The organism is Pantoea sp. B550 (genome assembly GCF_024158165.1).
Taxonomy (GTDB): Bacteria; Pseudomonadota; Gammaproteobacteria; order Enterobacterales; family Enterobacteriaceae; genus Pantoea; species Pantoea alfalfae.
The window spans coordinates 500,596-521,078 of sequence record NZ_JAMYXI010000001.1; the positions used below are offsets into that span (position 1 = coordinate 500,596).

Consider the following 20,483-nt stretch of genomic DNA (forward strand, 5'->3'; position numbering starts at 1 on the left):
GCGCAGGTAAACCTGGGCGGGCTTTTTTCACGTCAGGCTGCTGTTACAGCGCCATGTCGTGTTTCGCTGACGGCGCAGCCTGCTGAGGCTGTGCTGCCGGCGCGTCTGCGGTTTTGCCTTCCATGTTGATCACGGGCGGCGTGGTCAGTTGCAGGGTCGCTGCGGTCTCATTCCAGACCTGCTGCAGCAACGGCACGTTGTCATTCAGTTTCTGACCGTAGCCTGGGATCATTTTGTGGATCTTCGCCTGCCATTCCGGTGATTTGAACTCTTCCGGGAACAGTTTCTGCATCACGCTCAGAGAGATTGGCGCTGCGGTTGATGCACCAGGAGAAGCACCCAGCAGAGCCGCCACGGTTTTCTGCTGATCGGTCACAATTTCTGTACCCAGTTTCAGCACGCCACCTTTATCAGCATCTTTCTTGATAATCTGCACACGCTGACCGGCCTGAATCAGTTTCCAGTCCTCTTTCTTCGCGTCCGGGTAGTACTCTTTCAGCGACTCAAAGCGATCTTCATCACTCAGCATCACCTGTCCAATCAGGTATTTTACCAGGTCGAAGTTATCCATACCCACATCGGTCATTGGCACGATGTTATGGGTAGTGGTGGTGCTCAGCAGATCAAACAGCGAACCGTTTTTCAGGAACTTGGTTGAGAAGGTCGCAAACGGTCCAAACAGCACGACGCGTTTGCCATCCAGATAACGGGTATCCAGATGCGGAACGGACATCGGCGGTGCACCGGTTGAAGCCTGGCCGTAAACTTTCGCCAGATGGCGATCGGCAATGGCACTGTTTTCGGTGACCAGGAATGAACCACCGACCGGGAAGCCTGCATAGTTATCGGCTTCCGGGATGCCGGTCTTCTGCAGTAATTTCAGCGCGCCGCCGCCTGCACCGATAAAGACATATTTTGCGTCAACCGCACGTTCGTTGCCGTTTTTGGCATCTTTAATCGTGACGTGCCAGGAGTTGTCGCCGTTACGTTTGAAATCGGTAACTTCAGAAGAGGTTTCCAGACGGAAGTTGTCATTCTTCTTCAGGCTGCCGATCAACTGACGGGTAATTTCACCATAGTTAACGTCGGTGCCGACTGGCGTCCAGGTGGCGGCCACTTTCTGCTGTGGATCACGGCCTTCCATCACCAGCGGTGCCCACTGCGCGATCTGTTTGTGATCGGTAGAGAACTTCATCCCCTGGAACAGCGCCGTTTTCTGCAGTGCCGCATAGCGTTTGGTCAGGAAGTCAACATTGTCGCCCCAGACAAAGCTCATGTGTGGCGTTGAGTTGATGAAAGAGCGCGGGTCGTGCATGACGCCCTCTTTAATCTGTGAACTCCAGAACTGGCGAGAGACCATGAAGGCTTCGTTGATTTCCAGCGCTTTGGACACGTCAATCGAGCCGTCTTTACGCTCAGGCGTATAGTTCAGCTCCATGTTGGCAGAGTGACCGGTACCGGCATTATTCCAGCCGTTAGAGGATTCCAGCGCCACGCCATCCAGCTTCTCGACCATGATCTGTTTCCAGCCAGGCTGCAGCTCTTCCAGCATGGTGCCCATAGAGGCGCTCATAATGCCGCCGCCAATTAACAGGACGTCGGTTTTCTCTGGTGAGGTTTCAGCATGGAGGGCTGAAGAAACTAACAAGGCCGCGAGGGAAAGGGTGGGGATTACTTTCTTTGAATTCATCATTTTAATCGACAGCTCGGACGGTACTGGTTAAAAAAAGTCCTTAAAGTTTAAAATAATGTTATTTGTGAGTTAATGTGAAAATAGTTATAAAATTAAAAATAGCAATTTAGCCTTAATTTAATTACAAAAGGCTTACTGAATTGCTCACATATTTTAACCACACATTAAGGGTGTCTTTTGAATTATACAATCCCCTAACCCAAATATTGTTATTGCTCTGTCGCCCGCACGCAGACCGCTAAAACTGTACTGATGCGGTGAGTTAGCGTATGTTTCAAGCCGATCCCCTACCCGTGCTGAACATCGATGACAAGCCAACCACAGAACCGACATGCCGTGACTAAACGACCCATGAAACTCAGTACCCTGACCACCCTGATGATGACTGCGGTGATCGTTACCGTGCTGCTCGCTGTCCATCTGCTCTATTTCATTCAGATTGATAACTTTGCGCAGTCGCATCTTAAAGATAAAGCGATGGCGGTGGCGCGAACGCTGGCAGACAGCCCGGAAGTGCAGCGCGGGTTACTGTTGCCAGACGGCAGCAGCCAGATTCAGCCGCTGGCGGAAGCCGCGCGCAAACGCAACGGCCTGCTGTTTGTGGTGGTGACGGATATGCACGGCATCCGCTTTTCACATCCGAATGCCGCAGTGATCGGAAAACATTTTGTCGGCAATGACATCTATCCCACGCTCGGCGGCCGGGAAAATGTCGCGGTCAATCATGGGGTGCTGGTGGAGGCACTGCGGGTCTTTACGCCGGTTTATAACGCCCAGCATCAGCAGATTGGCGTGGTGGCAATCGGCATTGCACTAAATGATGTGGCGGCTCAGATTGCGAAGAGCCGCTGGAATATCGTCTGGACCGTCCTGTTTGGCGGTGTGGTTGGCCTGCTGGGTATTCTCATTCTGGTCAGGCGACTCAAGAACATACTGCTGGGGCTGGAGCCGCACGAAATCTCCAGCCTGTTTGAACAGCGCCAGGCGATCCTGAATTCCATTAAAGAAGGGGTGATTGCGGTCGATGATCAGTCACGCGTCAGCCTGATTAACCATGCGGCTCAGCAGCTACTGCATGAGACCACCCGCAGGATGCCGTTAAGCGGTGATCTGATTGCTGAGGAGAGCGTCATGCATCGTCATCAGCAGGATGCGCTGCATGCGGGCAAAGCCTGGCACGATCAGGAGCTGACGCTGGGTAATCGCATCCTGATCAGCAACACCGTTCCGGTGCGCAGTCGTGACCGCATTATCGGCGCGGTAACCACCTTCAGGGATAAGACCGAAATCAGCCAGCTGATGCAGCGTCTGGACGGCATGGTAAACTATGTAGATGCGTTACGTGAGCGGTCTCATGAGTTCATGAACAAGCTGCATGTGATTCTGGGCCTGCTGCATATGAAAAATTATGCACAGATGGAAGAGTACATCCTGAAAACCGCTAATGCCTATCAGACGGAGATCGGTTCGCTGCTGCAAAAGATCAAATCGCCGATCATTGCCGGTTTCCTGCTCAGCAAAATCAACCGGGTAACCGATGAAGGTCATCAGCTGATTATCGATGAGGCGAGTTTTCTGCCTGACTGCGGCAGCGAGGAGCAGAGCGCGGTTCTGATTACCGTGCTGGGCAATTTAATTGAAAATGCCCTGGAGGCGCTGGACCCGGAAACCGAAGGGGAAATTCACCTCATGCTGCATTATCAGAATGGCTGGCTGGCCTGTGAAGTGAGTGATGACGGCCCAGGTATCGACAGCTCGCAGCTCAGCGCCATTTTTGAGCGCGGCGTCTCGTCAAAAGGTGACGATCGCGGTGTCGGACTGTTTCTGGTTAAGCAGCAGACCGAAAGCCTGGGCGGCAACGTTAGTGTCGAGTCGGAACCCGGTGTATTTACCCAATTTTTAGTGCAACTTCCGTGGGAGAGAGGAATGATTACCCAATGATCAATGTGTTAGTTGTCGATGATGACGCCATGGTAGCCGAGCTGAATCGCTGTTATATCGGGCAGATCCCTGGCTTCACCTGCTGCGGCACGGCCTCAACCTTACAGCAGGCCAAAGAGCGGCTGGCCGAGGCTGAACCACAGGTTGATCTGATCCTGCTTGATATCTATATGCAGCAGGAAAACGGTCTCGATCTGCTGCCAGAACTGCGCAGCGCAGGGCGGCCAGTTGACGTGATTATTATCTCATCAGCGGCGGATGCCGCCACCATCAAGACTTCGCTCAACTATGGCGTGGTGGATTATCTGATTAAGCCTTTCCAGTTTGCCCGCTTTGAAGAGGCGCTGACCGGCTGGCGTCAGAAAAAATCGCTCATGGATAATCATCAGTTCTATCAGCAGTCAGACGTTGATCAGCTGTTGCATGGTAATCCGCCTGGTGCCAGCGAACAGAAACGCCTGCCGAAAGGGTTAACGCCGCAGACGCTACGTACGCTGTGCCTGTGGATCGACGCCCATCCCGGCACGGAATTTTCTACCGACGAACTGGCGACGGAAGTCAATATCTCGCGCGTCTCGTGCCGTAAATACCTGATCTGGCTGGCGCAGATTAATATTCTGTTCACCAGCATTCATTATGGGGTTACGGGCCGTCCGGTTTACCGCTATCGCCTGCAGCCGGAGTATCACACCTTACTCAAACAATACTGTCAGTGAACCAGCCGGTAGTCCGTGTCGAGTAACTGAAACGAAAAGTGACGTTGTGACGAGCAGATTATCTGCCTGTCACGGGTCACAAAGATAGCTTCAATGCCCGGTTTGTCAGTCAGGCAGGCGATGCCTTTTTCAACGCCCAGTCCGTACAGCAGCGTCGTATAGATGTCGCCATCCAGCGAGCGATCGGAAATAACGGTTACACTCAACAGCTCGTTATCCAGCGGATAACCGGTCTGTGGATTCAGGATGTGGTGATAACAGACCTCATCCAGCTCGAAGTAGCGCTCATAGATACCGGACGTCACGACCGAGCGGTTGTTCACACCGATGACACCGATCAGCGCATCGGCCTCACCAAACGGCTTTTTCAGACCGATTGCCCAGCCCGCGGATTCTGGTGGCGCGCCCACCGTCTGAACGTTGCCGCCCAGATTGATCAGCGCACTGCTGACCTGCTGCTGACGCAAAAAAGCCTGGACTACGTCGGCGATATAGCCCTTGGCCATGGCACCCAGGTCAATCTCCATTCCTGGCCGTGCCAGCATCACGCTGCGGGTGGCAGCATCAAGGATAACGTCCTGTGGATTGATCAGCGTCATGCGCGCCTGAAGATCGGCTTCTGACGGAACGCTGTGGCCCTGAAAGCCAATTTTCCAGCACTTCACCAGCGGACCGATGGCCAGATTAAACAGGCTGTCGGGCAACAGGCTCACCGCATGCGCACAGGCGATCACATCAAACACGGGCTGACTGACGACCACCGCATGCTCTCCTGCCGCGTGGTTAATCGCCATGACTTCCGACGCCGCGCGATTTACCGTGAAGAGATTCTCCTGCTGTTTGATCAGGCGAAAAACCTGCCTGGCCAGCGTCTGGTTGTCTTCGAAGAGTTTGAGCAGGATGGGCGAACCCATTAATACAGCGGAATAAGCATAGACACGCGCATCAGTTAACATAGGCGACTCTGCTTTAAAGGGGAAAACCGGCACCCGCAGGATGCGGATGCCGGAGACTGCCGTTAACGTCGGGCGTAGGCGGCGGCGTTACCGCCAGCCAGGATACCGAAGATAATGATATCTGCAACGGCGTTACCGCCAATACGGTTCGCGCCATGAATGCCGCCAACCACCTCGCCACATGCCCAGGCACCGTTAATCACCTGTTTCTGGCTGTCCAGCACCGCGGTGGTGGTATCAATGGTGACACCGCCCATGGTGTGGTGCACGCCTGGTGCAACACGAATCGCATAGAATGGCGCTTCGCTCAGCGGATGACGCAGCGCGGTCTGGCGACCAAAGTCTTCGTCTTTCTGCATTATTACGAAGTTATTGTAACGTGCCAGCGTCGCTTCCAGCGTGTGATGCTCACTCATGTTGAGTTTCACCGCCAGTTCCGCCACGGTTGGCGCGCTGACCACAAAGCCCTTGGCGATGTACTCGTCAGCCGCTTTGTTATTCATGCGCACCTGCTCGTCAAACACAATCCAGGCACTCTTCTCTGGCAGGGCAATAATCTGCGCTGAGACTTTGTCGCGGGTCTCCATCTCGTTGTAGAAACGCTTGCCGGCCTGACTGACCAGGATAGCGCCGCCGCCGCGAATCGATTCAGAGACTAGATAAGACGTGGTCTGCTCAACAGTCGGGTGAATCTGAATTTCCCCCATATCCACCGTTCCGGCACCAATTTTCTCCAGCATCGCAATACCGCTACCGGTCGCACCTTTGTGGTTGGTGGTGACAAAGCCATCAAGTTCAGGGCGATATTTCACCACCAGCTCACGGTTCGCACTGAATCCGCCGGTCGCTACAATGACGCTTCTGGCGTTAAGGATACGGCTGTCGTTGTATTCATCGACCACTTTCACACCCGTTACAGCACCGTTCTCATAAAGAATTTCTGCAACAGAGGTTTCCAGCAGCACTTCGATGTTGCGGCTGTTGATATTTTTCACCAGGCCGCTGATCAGGAAGCCACCTACCGCTGAACGGTCAGCCGGACGGTGAGTACGGTCGATGCTCATCCCACCGGTAATAGTGATGTCATTCAGTTCAATGCCGTGATTCGCCAGCCACTCAATCGCCTCAGGCGCCAGGTCCACAAACTCGCGCAGCAATACCGGGTTGTTTTTGAACTGGCCGCCTTTGAGCGTCTCCTCGTAGAACAGCTCTTTGCTGTCTTCGATGCCTTTGAGTTTCTGGAAACGGGTTTCGGCGGCGTTCATACCCACAGACGCTTTGATGGTATTGCCGCCAATGGTCGGCATCTTCTCGATGATAACCACACGTGCGCCTTCATCGTGCGCCTGAATCGCCGCCGCCAGACCGGCACCGCCGCTGCCCACAATCACCACATCGTAATTCTGTGGGGCATTAGGGTTACCGCCCTCTTCAATCACATGCTCTTTGCTGGAGGTGGTCAGCGCACGGGAAACCGCTTTTTTCAGCGCTTCACTCTGGGTGGTCGCGCCGGTAATCGCATCAACGTGTGGGCTGTTCGCCACCAGAATACGGTTACGCAGGCTTTCAAAGGTGGTGGTGAAGTCCACATCCAGCGTATCGTCCGGCACCAGCGAGATGTCGGTAATACGGTCGGTATCCAGTGTGACGTTGATTTTCAGCTTCAGCGCTTCGGCTTCCACTTTCTCCTGATAAACACCCGCTTTGTATTTACGGCCCGATTCGCTCATGTCGCGGATCATCGCGTCGACCAGCGAGAAGCGCCACAGCGGTTCCGGGATCTGCAGCTCTTCGCGTTTATTGCTGTCGATGTAGAGTTCGAGATGTTCGTTATTGATGATGCGGTCAGCCCAGTTCGGATAGGCGATACAGGCTTTACCAATGGCCACCAGGTCATAGCCTTTTTCCAGCGCCAGTTCGGCGTCGGCTTTATTCACCACGCCGCCGACACCAATCACCGGCACTTTTGCCAGCACTGGCGAGCGCATCGCAACGAATTTCTCGATCAGCGGCGTCGGGTCCTGCGTATCGACAATGGACGGGCGCAGCAGCTGGCCGACAGAGAAGTGAACATAATCGAGTCCGCGCGCGGCCAGTTTTTCCAGCAGATAGAGGGTGTCGTCAAAGCGGATGCCGGGCACTTCGATCTCTTCTGGCGAGAAGCGATAGCCGATGATGAACGAGTTATGGGCGAAGCGCTCCGCCATTTTGTGAGTGATTTCCAGCACTTCCAGCGGGAAGCGCGCGCGGTTATCGCGGCTGCCGCCCCACTTGTCATCGCGCTGGTTAGAATTCGGAGAATAGAACTGCTGAATCAGATAGGTGTTCGCACCATGAATTTCGACGCCGTCGAAACCGGCCTTAATAGCACGGTTCACCGCATCACCAAATTTGGTGATCATGGTTTCGACTTCTTCAGCGCTCAGCGCCAGCGGTTGAGTGGCACCTTCGCGTGGTGCGGCAATGGCGCTCGGCGCAACCGGTGTTTTCCCGCCGATGAGTTCGACCATGCGGCCACCGTGATAGATCTGCAGAATGGCCGTGGAGCCTTCCGATTTAATCGCGTCCGCGATGCGTTTCAGACCAGGAATTTTGTTGTCACTGTCGATAGCAATGGCACCCGGAAACGCCGGGCCGCGGTTATCAATAAAGCAGCACTCAACGATCACAGTTCCGATGCTGCCTGCACGTGCGCGGTAATACTCGACCAGTTCGCTGGTGACCGTTCCGTCATAAAAACCGGTACAGGTGGTCATGGGGGCCATCACCAGTCGGTTTTTTAACACAGCGCCGCCAGGCAGGGTAAGTGGATTAAGGATGGGGGTGAGAGATTTCATTGCGATAAACTCCAAGATTTAAAAGTCTGGAAATTTTTTAGCGGACGCAAATTATCGCTTTATTAAGTGGTCCGATGTCATGCGTCTAATATACCCTTATCTTTGCTTTCATAAGTGATAAATTTACTTTTTTAACTTTTAAACGATTCAGAGTTTTTATTTGCTGAATTCAGGAAGTGTAGTTATATTAATTGTTAACCATGGGTAACTAAAAATCAACCATTGATTTACATAAATAATTTAACCTTTATGATCATAGTGTTAAGATGAATGCGTCGACCGGGGCCTTCCCATGATTTGTCGATCAGCTTCACAAAACTGTCAGAATGTCGATGTCAAAAATATAAATAAAAAATAAATGTTAAAAACGGGGGAATAATGAATAAATTTCTTTGATCTGGATCAAAATCTATATTTGCAAAAATCGCATCATATTTACATGGATTTAAAAATGCTGCTCAATAGTCCAGCAGCAGATTGATAAAATCATTGCATCGCGGTTTATTCACATTATTAAGAATAAATAAGAAAGTCATCAGTGAAGGTCCGGGGCGCAAATCGCATTCTTCTCAACGTGCAGATAAAATACTATGAAACCACTCTCAGCTGTAACTGAACCCCCTAAAGCTGCCCCTGCGGCGGCGGGTAAAAAGAAAGCTATCATGCTGGCTCTGCCAGTCATCGTTGCTGTGTTGCTGTTGCTGGTGCCAACACCGGCCGGTCTCGAACCCTATGCCTGGCACTTCTTCGCCATCTTTGTCGGCGTGATTGTCGGATTGATCTTTGAGCCGCTGCCCGGTGCCGTTATCGGCCTGACCGGCGTCGTGGCCATCGCGCTGTTCAGTCAGTTTGTCCTCTTCAGCCCGGAGGAACTGGCTAACCCGAAATTCAAAGTCGCCAGTGAGTCCTTTAAGTGGGCGGTCAGCGGTTTCGGTAACTCCACGGTCTGGCTCATCTTCGGTGCCTTTATGTTCGCCGCCGGGTATGACAAGACGCAGTTTGGTCGTCGTCTGGCCCTGATTCTGGTGAAATATCTGGGTCGCCGCAGCCTGACGCTGGGCTATGCCATTACCTTCGCTGACCTGCTTCTGGCACCGTTTACCCCCTCAAACACCGCGCGCAGTGGCGGTACTATCTATCCGATTATCGCTAACCTGCCTCCGCTTTACGGCTCTAAACCCAACGACCCGAGCGCCCGTAAGATCGGTTCGTATCTGATGTGGGTCGCGATCACCGCAGCCTGTATCACCAGTTCGATGTTCCTCTCAGCGCTGGCACCTAACCTGCTGGCACTGGCGCTGGTGAAAAGCATCATCGGTTTTGATATCTCATGGGGTATGTGGTTCCTGGCCTTCCTGCCGCTGGGCGTGCTGCTGATTCTGACCATGCCGCTGCTGGCTTACTGGTTCTATCCGCCAGAAGTCAAAATCAATGATGAAGTGCCGAAATGGGCTATCGCTGAACTGGAGAAACTGGGCCGCCTGACACGCAATGAAATCCTGCTGCTGGTGTTTGTAGTCTGTGCCCTGCTGATGTGGATCTTCGCCACCTCGTGGATTGAACCTGCGATGGCTGCGCTGCTGGTGGTGGTACTGATGCTGTGGACCGGCGTCCTGAACTGGAACGACATTACCAGCAACAAGCCGGCCTGGAATACATTCGCCTGGTTCGCAACGCTGGTGGCGCTGGCTGATGGCCTGGCCCGCGTCGGCTTCATCGCCTGGCTAGGTAAAGAGGGAGGCATGCTGCTGCAGGGCTATGACCCACAGATTTCAGCCGTGGTGCTATTAATCGCCTTCTTCCTGCTCCACTACCTGTTTGCCAGTACCACGGCACATACTACTGCCCTGTTACCGGCCATGCTGACCATTGCAGCGTCAATCCCGGGCATCAATATGCCAGTCTTCTGCCTGATGCTGTGTACCTCTCTGGGTGTGATGGGCATCATCACGCCCTACGGTACTGGCCCAAGCCCGATTTATTACGGCAGCGGTTATCTGCCGACAAAAGATTACTGGCGTCTGGGTACCATCTTCGGTGCCATCTTCCTGGTCTCTATGATGGTGATTGCTTATCCGTGGATGGTGTGGATGTTCTGACGGATACAACATGCAGATCAACGCGTTATAAGATACCATTCCTTCACTTCCCCGCTGCACCCGCAGCGGGGAAGCATAATAAACAATGAATTCGCCTATGATGTTGCGCCCCGCAGCCTGCCCGCGGAGGTTCAGCCGGTCATTAAGTGAGAAAAAATGTCGAACAAACCTTTTGTCTATCAGAACCCTTTTCCGCTGTCCCACGAAGATACTGAATACTACTTGCTGACTCGGGAGCATGTCTCGGTCGCCGAGTTTGAGGGTCAGGAGATCCTTAAAGTCGACCCGCAGGCGCTGACCTTGCTGAGCCAGCAGGCGTTCCACGATGCCTCTTTCATGCTGCGTCCGGCCCACCAGCAGCAGGTGGCTTCTATCCTTAATGACCCGGAAGCCAGCGACAATGACAAATATGTCGCCCTGCAGTTTTTAAGAAACTCTGAAATTGCCGCCAAAGGCGTGCTGCCGACCTGTCAGGATACCGGCACCGCGATCATCATGGGCAAAAAGGGCCAGCGCGTCTGGACCGGCGGTGGCGACGAGGCCGCGCTGTCACAGGGTATCTACAACACCTACATCGAAGATAACCTGCGCTATTCACAGAATGCCGCGCTGGATATGTACAAAGAGGTGAACACCGGCACTAACCTGCCGGCGCAGATCGACCTCTACAGCGTCGATGGCGATGAGTATAAATTCCTCTGTATCGCCAAAGGTGGCGGCTCCGCTAACAAAACCTATCTCTATCAGGAAACCAAAGCGCTGCTGAGCCCCGGCAAGCTGAAAAATTACCTGGTGGATAAGATGCGTACCCTCGGCACCGCAGCCTGCCCGCCTTACCATATTGCGTTTGTTATCGGCGGCACCTCGGCTGAAAGCACCCTGAAAACCGTTAAGCTCGCCTCGACGCACTATTACGACGGCTTACCGACTGAAGGCAACGAGCACGGTCAGGCTTTCCGTGACGTTCAGCTTGAGCAGGAGCTGCTGGAAGCGGCGCAGCAGCTCGGCCTTGGCGCGCAGTTTGGCGGCAAATATTTCGCGCACGACATCCGCGTGGTGCGTCTGCCGCGTCACGGCGCGTCATGCCCGATCGGCATGGGCGTCTCCTGCTCGGCTGACCGTAATATTAAAGCGAAGATTAACCGCGAAGGTATCTGGATTGAAAAGCTGGAAGCCAACCCAGGTCGCCTGATCCCGGAAGCGCTGCGTCAGCAGGGTGAAGGTGAGGTGTTGCAGGTTGATCTTAACCGTCCAATGGAGCAGATTCTGGCGCAGCTTTCTGCGTATCCGGTCTCTACCCGCCTGTCACTGACCGGCACCATTATCGTGGCGCGTGACATTGCTCATGCCAAACTCAAAGAGCGCATCGATAACGGCGAAGGATTACCGCAGTATATTAAGGATCATCCGGTCTATTACGCCGGTCCGGCCAAAACGCCCGAAGGTTATGCGTCTGGTTCACTCGGCCCGACCACCGCAGGCCGCATGGACTCCTACGTCGATCTACTGCAGGCTCACGGCGGCAGCAAAATCATGCTGGCAAAAGGCAACCGCAGCCAGCAGGTGACGGATGCCTGTCATAAACATGGCGGCTTCTATCTGGGCAGCATCGGTGGCCCGGCCGCGGTGCTGGCGCAGCAGAGCATCAAAAGTCTGGAATGCGTGGAGTATCCGGAGCTGGGAATGGAAGCGATCTGGAAAATCGAGGTGGAGAACTTCCCTGCCTTTATCCTGGTCGATGACAAAGGTAACGACTTCTTCCAGCACATTGAGCGCGCGCACTGCGCGAAATGCGTGAAGTAAAAGCTGCGTCAGATAAGAAAAAAGCCCCGGTCTCGGGGCTTTTTTGTGATGCGGACTGACAGATTTAAGGAGCGGATGGCTGTAAGAGTAAGCATGCGCAGGGAACGGAATCCCGACTCAATATAAATCCAGCAGCAACTTTTTAGCCCGGCGCATAGCGACAATGAAAGCAGCATAAATCTGACAGCAACACCTTAGCTTAACGCGCAGGAAACACGGTCAGAGGAGGAAAGCGTCCCGCGCCAGGACGGCGCGGGCCGAGCGTGCCATGGATGGCGGCTTTTGCGTCTTTCCGATCTGACCGCGTTTCCTGAGCAGCCTCGATCAAAGCGCTAACCCAGCCCTACCTTCCCAGGTAAACTAAAGCGCCGCTATCGGACCCTGTTAACCGCGCTGCAACCGCTGCAAGGCCACATCAATCTGCTCATCACCTTTGGTAAGTTCGATAATCTGATACTTAATTGCCGGATTCTCAATCAGACTGACCAGCGTCGCCGCCACATCTTCGCGCGAAATCTCACCATAGGGGATCGCCAGATCTGCATGCACCCGACCCGTACCAGCCTCATCGGTCAGCGTGCCAGGCCGCAGGATCACCCACTCCAGCTTGCTCGCCACCAGTTCCACATCCGCCAGGCGTTTCACCCGCATATAGTTCTCAAATCCCTCAGACGGCGTTTTACCGCGGCCCGCATCCGGAAAAGCGGATACCAGCATAAAGCGCGACACGCCAGCCTGCTCTGCGGCGGCGACTGCCAGCTTCAGCCCTTCACCGTCAATGGCATTGGTCAGCGCGATACCGGCACCGCCCGCACCCGCTGTAAAGACCGCCACGTCGTGACCGGCCATCAGCTTTGCCAGCGCCGTCACGCTCAGCTGCTGAATATCGCCCGCGACAGGCTTAGCGCCTGCGGCCTGCAGGGACTCAGCCTGTTCCGGCTTGCGGTGCATTGCCGTGACAGTGTGGCCTTTGTTGCTCAGCTGACGGGTCAGCTTTTGGCCAACCTTACCTGCCGCCCCGATAATGAAACATGTCGCCATAGGATTCACTCCTCCATTCACTGATTAGGTGTCAGAGTATAGCTATCTGCCAGAAACGAAACAGGCGCCTGATGCGGCGCCTGCTGGGTTTATTTCGGGATGACTTTTTCCGCTTTCAGCTTATCAAACAGCTGTGTAAAGGAGTCCAGCGTACTGCGATAGCCGGTAAAGCCCGCTTTGCGGCTCTTACTCATGTCGGTAAAGGCTTCCATCGGACGACCCAGGTCGGCATCGGTATGCCACCACGAGGCCAGCTTAGTCACATCGGCCTCACGCAGCTGATGCTGCTCTGCTATTGCCCGCCATGCGCTCTCAGCTTCCTGCATGCGATCTTCCAGCGGCATCATCTTCGCCGGGTAGTCTGCAGCTTCGATACCGAAATAGTCAGCCAGTTTTGGCCACATCCAGTTCCAGCGGAACACATCGCCATTTACCGCGTTGAAATCCTGATTAGCGGCGTTTGGTGACGTTGCCGCCCAATGCAATTGCTCGGCCAGCAGACCCGCATCGGTCATATCAGCGACACCATTCCACTGCTCTGGCGAACCCGGGAAGATAAACGGCCAGCCCTTCTCTTTGCACAGCGTCGCATAAACCGCCAGCGTCTGTCCCATGTTCATCGCATTGCCTACGGCATAGCCGATGATGGTATGCGGACGGTGCACGCTCCAGCGATAGTCATACTTATCTGCGCCCGCGAACACTTCATCTTCCTGCGCATAATAAAAGTTATCGACCGGCTGACGCCCCTGCTCTTCACGGAACGGCGTAACCGGCACGGCACCTTTACCGTAGGCTTCAAACGGACCCAGATAGTGCTTCAGTCCGGTCACCAGCGCGACGTGCGAACCTTTGAGGCGTTCACCGAGTGCTTCAATCACATTGCGAACCATGCCGCCGTTGACGCGGATATTCTCTTTCTCATTTTCCTGACGCGCCCAGACGCTGAAAAACAGCGCATCCGGTTTTACCTCTTTCAGTGCTTCACGGACAGCCTCTGCATCGGTCAGATCGGCTGTCAGGCTGGTTGCGCCTTCAGGTACGGCACCACGTCCGCGTGACAGGCCACTGACCTGCCAGCCTTCCTGCTGTAATTTATCTGCCAGTGCGCGACCAATAACGCCGCTGATGCCCACAATTAAAGCGTGCTTTTTCATTTGATTTCTCCTCGTTTTGCGTAATGCTAAGCCTAATAGAGAATTCAGTTCTTATCTCTGGCATTTATTCACAGCATTCTCAACCTGAGTTCACTAATCGATGCACGATCATCGCCTTAAAGATATTCTCCCGTTTGTCGCCAGCGTGGAGTGTGGCAGCTTTACCGCCGCGGCTGAACGTCTGCACGTGACCGGCTCGGCGGTCAGCAAGAGCATCAGCCGACTGGAAGCGCGCTTAGGCTCGCGGCTGCTGGAGCGCACCACGCGTAGCCTGAATCTGACCGACGCGGGCAGCGCCTATTATCAGACCTGTCTGCGGGTGCTGGAGGATCTGGCCGAAGCCGAGGCGGTACTGGCGGCTCAGCGCACCATTCCTTCCGGCCGGCTGCGTCTGGCGGTGCCCACCACCTATGGCCGCCTCAACGTCATGCCGCTGCTGATGCCCTTCTGCCAGCAAAATCCAGAGCTGGCACTGAGCCTGAGTTTGTCCGATCGCTTTGTTGACCTGTTTGAGGAAGGCGTGGATGTGGCGGTGCGGATCGGCGGTGCACCCGACCTTCCCGCGTCGCTGGGCTGGCGTAACATGGGTCGCGAGAAGATGCAGTTCTGTGCCTCTCCCGCTTATCTGGCCCGGGAAGGCCGTCCTGAAAATGAAGCAGCGCTGCTGAACCATCCCGCCATTCTTTATGAGCGTGTGGATGGCACAACCAAACCCTGGCTATTTACCACCGAAGATGGACAGCCCCACTGGCGCGACGTGCCCTACCGGCTGGCGCTGGGCGACGTCGATGCACAGCTTCAGGCAGTCATTGCCGGGCTGGGTGTCGCGCAGATGCCCTCATGGTTGATTCAGCGCGCCGTGGCCGCCAGTGAACTGGAAATTATTATGCCGCAGTTACAGCCCGACGGGCTGACGCTGAGCGTGGTGTGGCCACGCCGCAAACAGTTCCTGCCAAAAGTGGACGCGCTATTATCAGCGCTAAACGCCCTGGTCATTCGCTGACACCGGCCTGTTTTTTTGACTGCGGTTGGGATGTTTCATCCTGACCCTTTTTATTTTCTTTTTGCCGCCGTGCATTCCTGACTGTTCTGCCCCGTCTGAAATACCCCCAATCTGTTATTCCCCCAAATAATCCCTTTAACTTCAAAGGGCTTATTTGGGATTTGATGGAATCCCATCAAAATAAAAAACGCGAAAGGCTTGAGCTCACATAATGAAAACTAAGTTTCAAATATAATTTAACCCGAAATAAAAATATCAGTAGGGTGATGGCTTCTTCATGTTCTGACGTTTTGTCTTTGTTGTTATTGCCAGGAGTATTCATGGAAAAAGAACTTTATATCTCGTCGAACCCGGCCTCCGGTCCAAATAGCGCCACCCGCACCGAGCCTTTTGTGAAGATTATTGCGCTGGTTGCTACCCTGGGTGGATTGCTGTTTGGTTATGACACCGGCGTGGTTTCGGGCGCGTTACTGTTTATGCGCGGCGATTTGCATCTTACCCCGTTTACCACCGGGCTGGTCACCAGCTCCCTGCTGTTTGGTGCCGCCTTCGGCGCGCTGGCAGCCGGTCATCTGGCGGATGGTCTGGGCAGACGCCGCATCATCATTGCGCTGGCGCTGATCTTCGCCTTTGGCGCTGTCGGCTCTGCGCTGGCGCCTGATGTCACCTGGATGATCGCTTCTCGCCTGTTCCTGGGCTTTGCCGTGGGGGGGGCTGCCGCGACCGTGCCGGTCTACATCGCAGAAATCGCCCCCGCCAATAAACGTGGCCAGCTGGTCACCCTGCAGGAACTGATGATCGTCAGCGGTCAGCTGCTGGCGTATATCTCCAATGCCACCTTTAACGATATCTGGGGCGGCGAAAATACCTGGCGCTGGATGCTGGCGCTGTCGATTGTTCCCGCCGCTCTGCTCTGGATCGGCATGATATTTATGCCTGAAACCCCGCGCTGGCACGTAATGAAAGGTCGCAGTCAGGCAGCGCGTGAGGTGCTGGAAAAAACCCGCGCCGCTGAAGATGTGGAGTGGGAACTGGAAGAGATTGAAGAAACCATCGAAGAGAACCGGCAGCGAGGTAAAGGCCGCCTGCGCGATCTCGCGACGCCATGGCTGATGAAAATCTTCCTGCTGGGCGTGGGCATCGCTGCGATTCAGCAGCTGACTGGCGTCAATACCATTATGTATTACGCACCTACTATGCTGACCGCAGCCGGACTCAGCAACGATGCCGCGCTGTTTGCCACCATTGCGAATGGTGTGATTTCGGTAGTGATGACACTGGTGGGTATCTGGTTAATCGGCAAAACGGGACGTCGCCCGCTGGTATTAATCGGTCAGATGGGCTGCACCTGCTGCCTGTTCTTTATCGGGCTGGTCTGCTGGCTGATGCCGGAATACCTCAACGGCACGGTCAACCTGCTGCGGGCTTATCTGGTGCTGGCGGGCATGTTGATGTTTCTCTGCTTCCAGCAGGGCGCATTGTCACCGGTCACCTGGCTGTTGCTGTCGGAAATCTTCCCCGCCCGGATGCGTGGCATCTGTATGGGTGGCGCGGTCTTCTCACTGTGGATCGCCAATTTCGCCATCTCCATGGCCTTCCCGCTGTTATTAGCCGCGTTTGGTCTGGCGGGTGCCTTCTTTATATTCGCCCTGATTGGCATCGGCGGCTCTGTATTTGTTGTGAAGTTTATTCCCGAGACCCGGGGAAGAAGTCTTGAGCAGGTCGAGCACTATTTCTATGCGCTTTATAACGGCAAAAAATAACCTTTGCATGCTCTGTGTTAAATAAATAACGGCCCGTGTCATGAGGCATGACGACCCGACCGCCCTTAGCACCTCACCAATAATTTAAGGAAATCGTTATGAGCCTGAATATTCCCAATGCGCGCTTTTGCGTTAATCGTAAAATAGCGCCCAGCCTGAGTATCCCGCAGTTTTTTAAACTGGTCAGCCAGCTCGGTATTCATAATGTCGAACTGCGCAATGATATGCCCAGCGGACGCGTTACCGACGATCTCAGCGGCGATGAGGTAAAAGCGCTGGCGCATGAGTCAGGCATCCGGATTGTTACCATCAATGCGCTCTACCCGTTCAACCAGCTGAATGAAGAGGTGCTGCAACGCGCCCGCCAGCTGTTAAGCGATGCGCAGGCCGTCGGCGCCGAATCGCTGGTGCTCTGCCCGCTCAACGACGGCACGCCCATCAGCGCTGCCGACACCGTAAGCGCGCTGAAAACCCTGGCCCCGCTGTTCGCTGAGGCAGGCATTCAGGGGCTGGTGGAACCGCTGGGTTTCCCGCAAAGCTCGCTGCGTTCGGCGACTCAGGCGCAGACGCTGATCCGCGAGGCGGCCGTGCCTTTCCGCTTGCTGATCGACACCTTTCATCATCATCTGTTTGAAGAGGCCGAACAGACTTTTGAGCAGGGAATCGACATTCAGCAAATCGGTCTGGTGCACCTCTCCGGCGTCACCGACCCGCGCCCGGTCAGCGAACTCACCGACGAAGAGCGCATCATGCTCAGCGCAGATGACAGATTGCGCAGTAAACAGCAGGTCGAACGCCTGGAGAAGATGGGCTACACCGGCCTTTACGCCTTTGAGCCGTTCTCCTCCGTGATGAATAGCTGGCAGGAAGCGGACATCACCCGCGAAATTCGCAACAGCATCCAGCTGTTAAACCACTCAGCGTAAGGAATCATTATGACCATTAATATTGGTGTTATCGGCACCGGCGCAATCGGCCGCGAACATATCCGCCGTTGCAGTACCGTTTTACAGAATGCGCGCGTGGTGGCACTCAACGATATCAACCGTGACAACTGCCAGCAGATTATTGACGAACTGACGCCGGAAGCGCGCATTTATGACAATGCGATTGATCTGATCAACGACCCACAGGTTAACGCGGTGCTGGTTACCTCCTGGGGTCCGACGCATGAAGCCTTTGTGCTGGCCTGTATTGAGGCGGGTAAAGCAGTATTCTGCGAAAAACCGCTGGCGGTCACCGCGCAGGGCTGTATAAACATTGTGGAAGCAGAAATTAAGGCAGGACGTCAGCTGGTGCAGGTCGGGTTTATGCGCCCTTACGACAGCGGCTATCGCGCACTAAAAGCGGTGATCGACAGCGGCGAGATTGGTGAGCCGCTGATGCTGCACTGCGCGCACCGTAATCCTGAAGTGGGCGACAGCTACACCACCGACATGGCGATCACTGACACGCTGATCCACGAACTTGATGTGCTGCGCTGGCTGCTGAATGATGACTATGCCAGCGTGCAGGTGATCTTCCCGCGTAAAACCCGTAAGGCGTCGTCCCACCTGCGTGACCCGCAGATCGTGCTGCTGGAGACCACCAAAGGCGCACGCATTGATGTCGAAATTTTCGTGAACTGTGAATATGGTTACGACATTCAGTGTGAAGTAGTGGGTGAAAGCGGCATTGCCCGCCTGCCGGAGCCGGTCTCTGTGCAGCTACGCAGCGCGGCTAAGCTCTCCACCACCATTCTGACGGACTGGAAAAAGCGCTTTATCGATGCGTATGACGTGGAGTTGCAGGCCTTTATCAACAACGTCATCAGCGGCGAGATGACCGGTCCCTCCGCGTGGGATGGCTATGCCGCTGCCGTCGCCGCCGATGCCTGCGTCGTGGCGCAAACGTCTGGCGGGATCGTGCCGGTAACTATGCCAGCCAGACCAGCCTTTTATTGCTGACAGGCAAAATGCACGGTGGATCCCACCGTGCACGTCCCTATCCCGCCCCCCCTTTTCAGCGACGCTTCCCGCTATAGGTAATCAGGCGATCCGCTATGTTTAATGCGGGCCGCAAAATTACGCGGCCGCTGAATAATTACGGCGCGGTGATGACAATAGCCACGCGCCGGTTCTGCGCACGTCCCTGCGCGCTATTGTTGCTGGCAACCGGTGCACTCATGCCCAGGCCACGCGTCATAACATTTTCACGCGGAATCGCCGCGCCTTCCGCCCACTGAGCCGCGACCGCGTTTGCTCTTTTCAACGACAGCTGCTGATTATAATCCGGCTTGCCGTAATTATCGGTATGCCCGTCGATGCGCACATGCTCAATACCGGTCGACGCCAGACTTTTCGCCATTCCCTGAATGGTGAGCTTACTCGAGGGTGTCAGCTCTGATTCATTTACACCAAACAGGATCTTATCAGATAAGCCTAATCCCCAGCCTTCCAGGTTCTGCGTGAATCCGGCGCTTTTCATCGCTGCGATTTGCGCGTCGCTAAAACGCGCTTTCGACTGACAACCGACCAGCGCCAGAGTAACCAATAGCAGGGAAAGGTTTTTCTTCATATTTACGCCCTATTTATTCGCTTGTTTTTGTACATATTCATATCGGCACGTTCGAGGATCGATTCAACCGTATCGCCAGGTCGTGACCAGGCGTAGCCAATAGTCACCGAAGTTGTAACCGGCATGTCATCCGTAATAAGGATGCGTTCCCCAATGGTGTCATTAATGCGCTGCATGAGCTGCTGTAACTGCGCCTCACTCGTCCGGCTGTTGACCAGCATGGCAAATTCATCGCCCCCTAATCGTGCGACTACATCCTGTTCAGTCGCCAGCGATAAAAGACGCGATCCTATCGCTTTTAATACCTCATCCCCGGCGGCATGGCCCCAGTTATCATTGATGCTCTTGAAGCGATCGCCATCCAGAAACAACAGCGCAAAGCGCTCGTGATCGTCTGGCTGGTCAAGGCGCTGTGTCAGGCGAGCAGAGAAGGCGCTGCGGTTGGCAAGACCGGTCAGCGGATCGGACAGGGCTTTAGCTGCCAGCGAGCGATTGTCACGCATCAGAGACGCCTTCAGTGATTGCATTTCCATCAGCAGGGAGTTGAGGTCATCTGAAAAGAGCTGAAATTCTCTGATTGGGCCACCCGGAATACGCAGGGAAAAATCACCCGAATGAATGACATAGTGAATCGAACTGGTAATGGTACGCAGTGTCGCAATCATACCCCGATGCAGAAACTCACTCAGCATCAGCGAGATAATCAGTACGCAGAGCATCCCTATGGAGAGAATCATGAATGAGTATTGAAGGAAACTCACCGCGCCGGTTACGGTCCCTTCCAGCATTAGCGTACCAACAGCCACGTCAGCATGAAGAATCTCAACGTTAAGTGGTTTGTGATAAATCCACTCACGCAGCAACCGCGAAAACCAGCCCGTCTGTTCCCGCTGTGCATTCCACTGGACCAGAACCAGC

15 protein-coding genes are annotated in these 20,483 nt (G+C 54.6%); 8 read left to right on the top strand and 7 right to left on the bottom strand.

Going from position 1 to position 20,483, the window contains the following annotated elements:
* Positions 1-43 precede the first annotated feature (43 nt).
* Positions 44-1,693, bottom strand: coding sequence for a malate dehydrogenase (quinone) (mqo, locus tag NIM72_RS02345; protein WP_222925863.1), 1,650 nt, complete (start codon positions 1,691-1,693; stop codon positions 44-46).
* A 351-nt stretch (positions 1,694-2,044) separates the two neighbouring features.
* On the opposite strand from mqo, the gene NIM72_RS02350 reads away from it, so the two are divergent.
* Positions 2,045-3,634 (top strand): sensor histidine kinase, encoded by a 1,590-nt coding sequence (locus NIM72_RS02350; RefSeq protein ID WP_253418264.1) that lies wholly within the window; start codon positions 2,045-2,047, stop codon positions 3,632-3,634.
* Positions 3,631-4,350 (top strand): two-component system response regulator DcuR, encoded by a 720-nt coding sequence (gene dcuR, locus NIM72_RS02355; protein ID WP_033735650.1) that lies wholly within the window; start codon positions 3,631-3,633, stop codon positions 4,348-4,350. Before NIM72_RS02350 ends, dcuR begins: the two co-directional genes overlap by 4 nt.
* On the opposite strand, the gene NIM72_RS02360 is transcribed toward dcuR, so the two are convergent.
* Positions 4,344-5,306, bottom strand: a complete 963-nt coding sequence (locus tag NIM72_RS02360; protein ID WP_253418267.1) for an FAD:protein FMN transferase — start codon at positions 5,304-5,306, stop codon at positions 4,344-4,346. The genes dcuR and NIM72_RS02360 overlap by 7 nt on opposite strands.
* Before the next feature lie 62 nt (positions 5,307-5,368).
* Complete coding sequence (locus NIM72_RS02365) at positions 5,369-8,143, bottom strand: flavocytochrome c (protein WP_253418270.1); 2,775 nt, start codon at positions 8,141-8,143, stop codon at positions 5,369-5,371.
* Positions 8,144-8,733: 590 nt separating this feature from the next.
* On the opposite strand from NIM72_RS02365, the gene NIM72_RS02370 reads away from it, so the two are divergent.
* Both NIM72_RS02370 and fumA read left to right on the top strand, forming a co-directional pair.
* Positions 8,734-10,242 carry an anion permease gene (locus NIM72_RS02370; protein WP_161736158.1) on the top strand — a complete coding sequence of 503 codons (1,509 nt, stop codon included), beginning with the start codon at positions 8,734-8,736 and terminating at the stop codon, positions 10,240-10,242.
* 156 nt (positions 10,243-10,398) lie between these two features.
* On the top strand, positions 10,399-12,045 hold the full coding sequence (fumA, locus tag NIM72_RS02375) for a class I fumarate hydratase FumA (RefSeq protein WP_222925866.1): 1,647 nt from the start codon (positions 10,399-10,401) through the stop codon (positions 12,043-12,045).
* Between the two features lie 384 nt (positions 12,046-12,429).
* On the opposite strand, the gene NIM72_RS02380 is transcribed toward fumA, so the two are convergent.
* On the bottom strand, positions 12,430-13,086 hold the full coding sequence (locus NIM72_RS02380; protein WP_253418273.1) for an SDR family oxidoreductase: 657 nt from the start codon (positions 13,084-13,086) through the stop codon (positions 12,430-12,432).
* A gap of 89 nt (positions 13,087-13,175) precedes the next feature.
* On the bottom strand, positions 13,176-14,243 hold the full coding sequence (locus NIM72_RS02385; RefSeq protein WP_222925802.1) for an SDR family oxidoreductase: 1,068 nt from the start codon (positions 14,241-14,243) through the stop codon (positions 13,176-13,178).
* Positions 14,244-14,343: 100 nt separating this feature from the next.
* Here NIM72_RS02385 and NIM72_RS02390 point away from each other — a divergent pair, with 100 nt between their 5' ends.
* From NIM72_RS02390 to NIM72_RS02405, 4 genes are all read left to right on the top strand, one after another.
* Positions 14,344-15,246: a LysR family transcriptional regulator gene (locus tag NIM72_RS02390; protein ID WP_253418276.1), complete on the top strand. Its 903-nt coding sequence runs from the start codon at positions 14,344-14,346 to the stop codon at positions 15,244-15,246.
* Positions 15,247-15,566: 320 nt separating this feature from the next.
* Positions 15,567-17,009, top strand: coding sequence for a sugar porter family MFS transporter (locus NIM72_RS02395; protein WP_161736163.1), 1,443 nt, complete (start codon positions 15,567-15,569; stop codon positions 17,007-17,009).
* A 98-nt stretch (positions 17,010-17,107) separates the two neighbouring features.
* On the top strand, positions 17,108-17,935 hold the full coding sequence (locus NIM72_RS02400; protein WP_305884798.1) for a TIM barrel protein: 828 nt from the start codon (positions 17,108-17,110) through the stop codon (positions 17,933-17,935).
* A 9-nt stretch (positions 17,936-17,944) separates the two neighbouring features.
* Positions 17,945-18,955 (top strand): Gfo/Idh/MocA family protein, encoded by a 1,011-nt coding sequence (locus NIM72_RS02405; RefSeq protein ID WP_253418279.1) that lies wholly within the window; start codon positions 17,945-17,947, stop codon positions 18,953-18,955.
* Between the two features lie 136 nt (positions 18,956-19,091).
* On the opposite strand, the gene NIM72_RS02410 is transcribed toward NIM72_RS02405, so the two are convergent.
* Positions 19,092-19,565: an OmpA family protein gene (locus NIM72_RS02410; protein WP_253418282.1), complete on the bottom strand. Its 474-nt coding sequence runs from the start codon at positions 19,563-19,565 to the stop codon at positions 19,092-19,094.
* A gap of 2 nt (positions 19,566-19,567) precedes the next feature.
* Positions 19,568-20,483 (bottom strand): diguanylate cyclase domain-containing protein (locus tag NIM72_RS02415; RefSeq protein ID WP_253418310.1); only part of this gene is annotated, 916 nt, incomplete at its 5' end.

Excerpts from the sequence above, each read along its gene's own strand:
- mqo (WP_222925863.1), bottom strand. The coding sequence starts at position 1,693 with ATGATGAATTCAAAGAAAGTAATCCCCACCCTTTCCCTCGCGGCCTTG.
- NIM72_RS02350 (WP_253418264.1), top strand. The coding sequence starts at position 2,045 with ATGAAACTCAGTACCCTGACCACCCTGATGATGACTGCGGTGATCGTT.
- dcuR (WP_033735650.1), top strand. The coding sequence starts at position 3,631 with ATGATCAATGTGTTAGTTGTCGATGATGACGCCATGGTAGCCGAGCTG.
- NIM72_RS02360 (WP_253418267.1), bottom strand. The coding sequence starts at position 5,306 with ATGTTAACTGATGCGCGTGTCTATGCTTATTCCGCTGTATTAATGGGT.
- NIM72_RS02365 (WP_253418270.1), bottom strand. The coding sequence starts at position 8,143 with ATGAAATCTCTCACCCCCATCCTTAATCCACTTACCCTGCCTGGCGGC.
- NIM72_RS02370 (WP_161736158.1), top strand. The coding sequence starts at position 8,734 with ATGAAACCACTCTCAGCTGTAACTGAACCCCCTAAAGCTGCCCCTGCG.
- fumA (WP_222925866.1), top strand. The coding sequence starts at position 10,399 with ATGTCGAACAAACCTTTTGTCTATCAGAACCCTTTTCCGCTGTCCCAC.
- NIM72_RS02380 (WP_253418273.1), bottom strand. The coding sequence starts at position 13,086 with ATGGCGACATGTTTCATTATCGGGGCGGCAGGTAAGGTTGGCCAAAAG.
- NIM72_RS02385 (WP_222925802.1), bottom strand. The coding sequence starts at position 14,243 with ATGAAAAAGCACGCTTTAATTGTGGGCATCAGCGGCGTTATTGGTCGC.
- NIM72_RS02390 (WP_253418276.1), top strand. The coding sequence starts at position 14,344 with ATGCACGATCATCGCCTTAAAGATATTCTCCCGTTTGTCGCCAGCGTG.
- NIM72_RS02395 (WP_161736163.1), top strand. The coding sequence starts at position 15,567 with ATGGAAAAAGAACTTTATATCTCGTCGAACCCGGCCTCCGGTCCAAAT.
- NIM72_RS02400 (WP_305884798.1), top strand. The coding sequence starts at position 17,108 with ATGAGCCTGAATATTCCCAATGCGCGCTTTTGCGTTAATCGTAAAATA.
- NIM72_RS02405 (WP_253418279.1), top strand. The coding sequence starts at position 17,945 with ATGACCATTAATATTGGTGTTATCGGCACCGGCGCAATCGGCCGCGAA.
- NIM72_RS02410 (WP_253418282.1), bottom strand. The coding sequence starts at position 19,565 with ATGAAGAAAAACCTTTCCCTGCTATTGGTTACTCTGGCGCTGGTCGGT.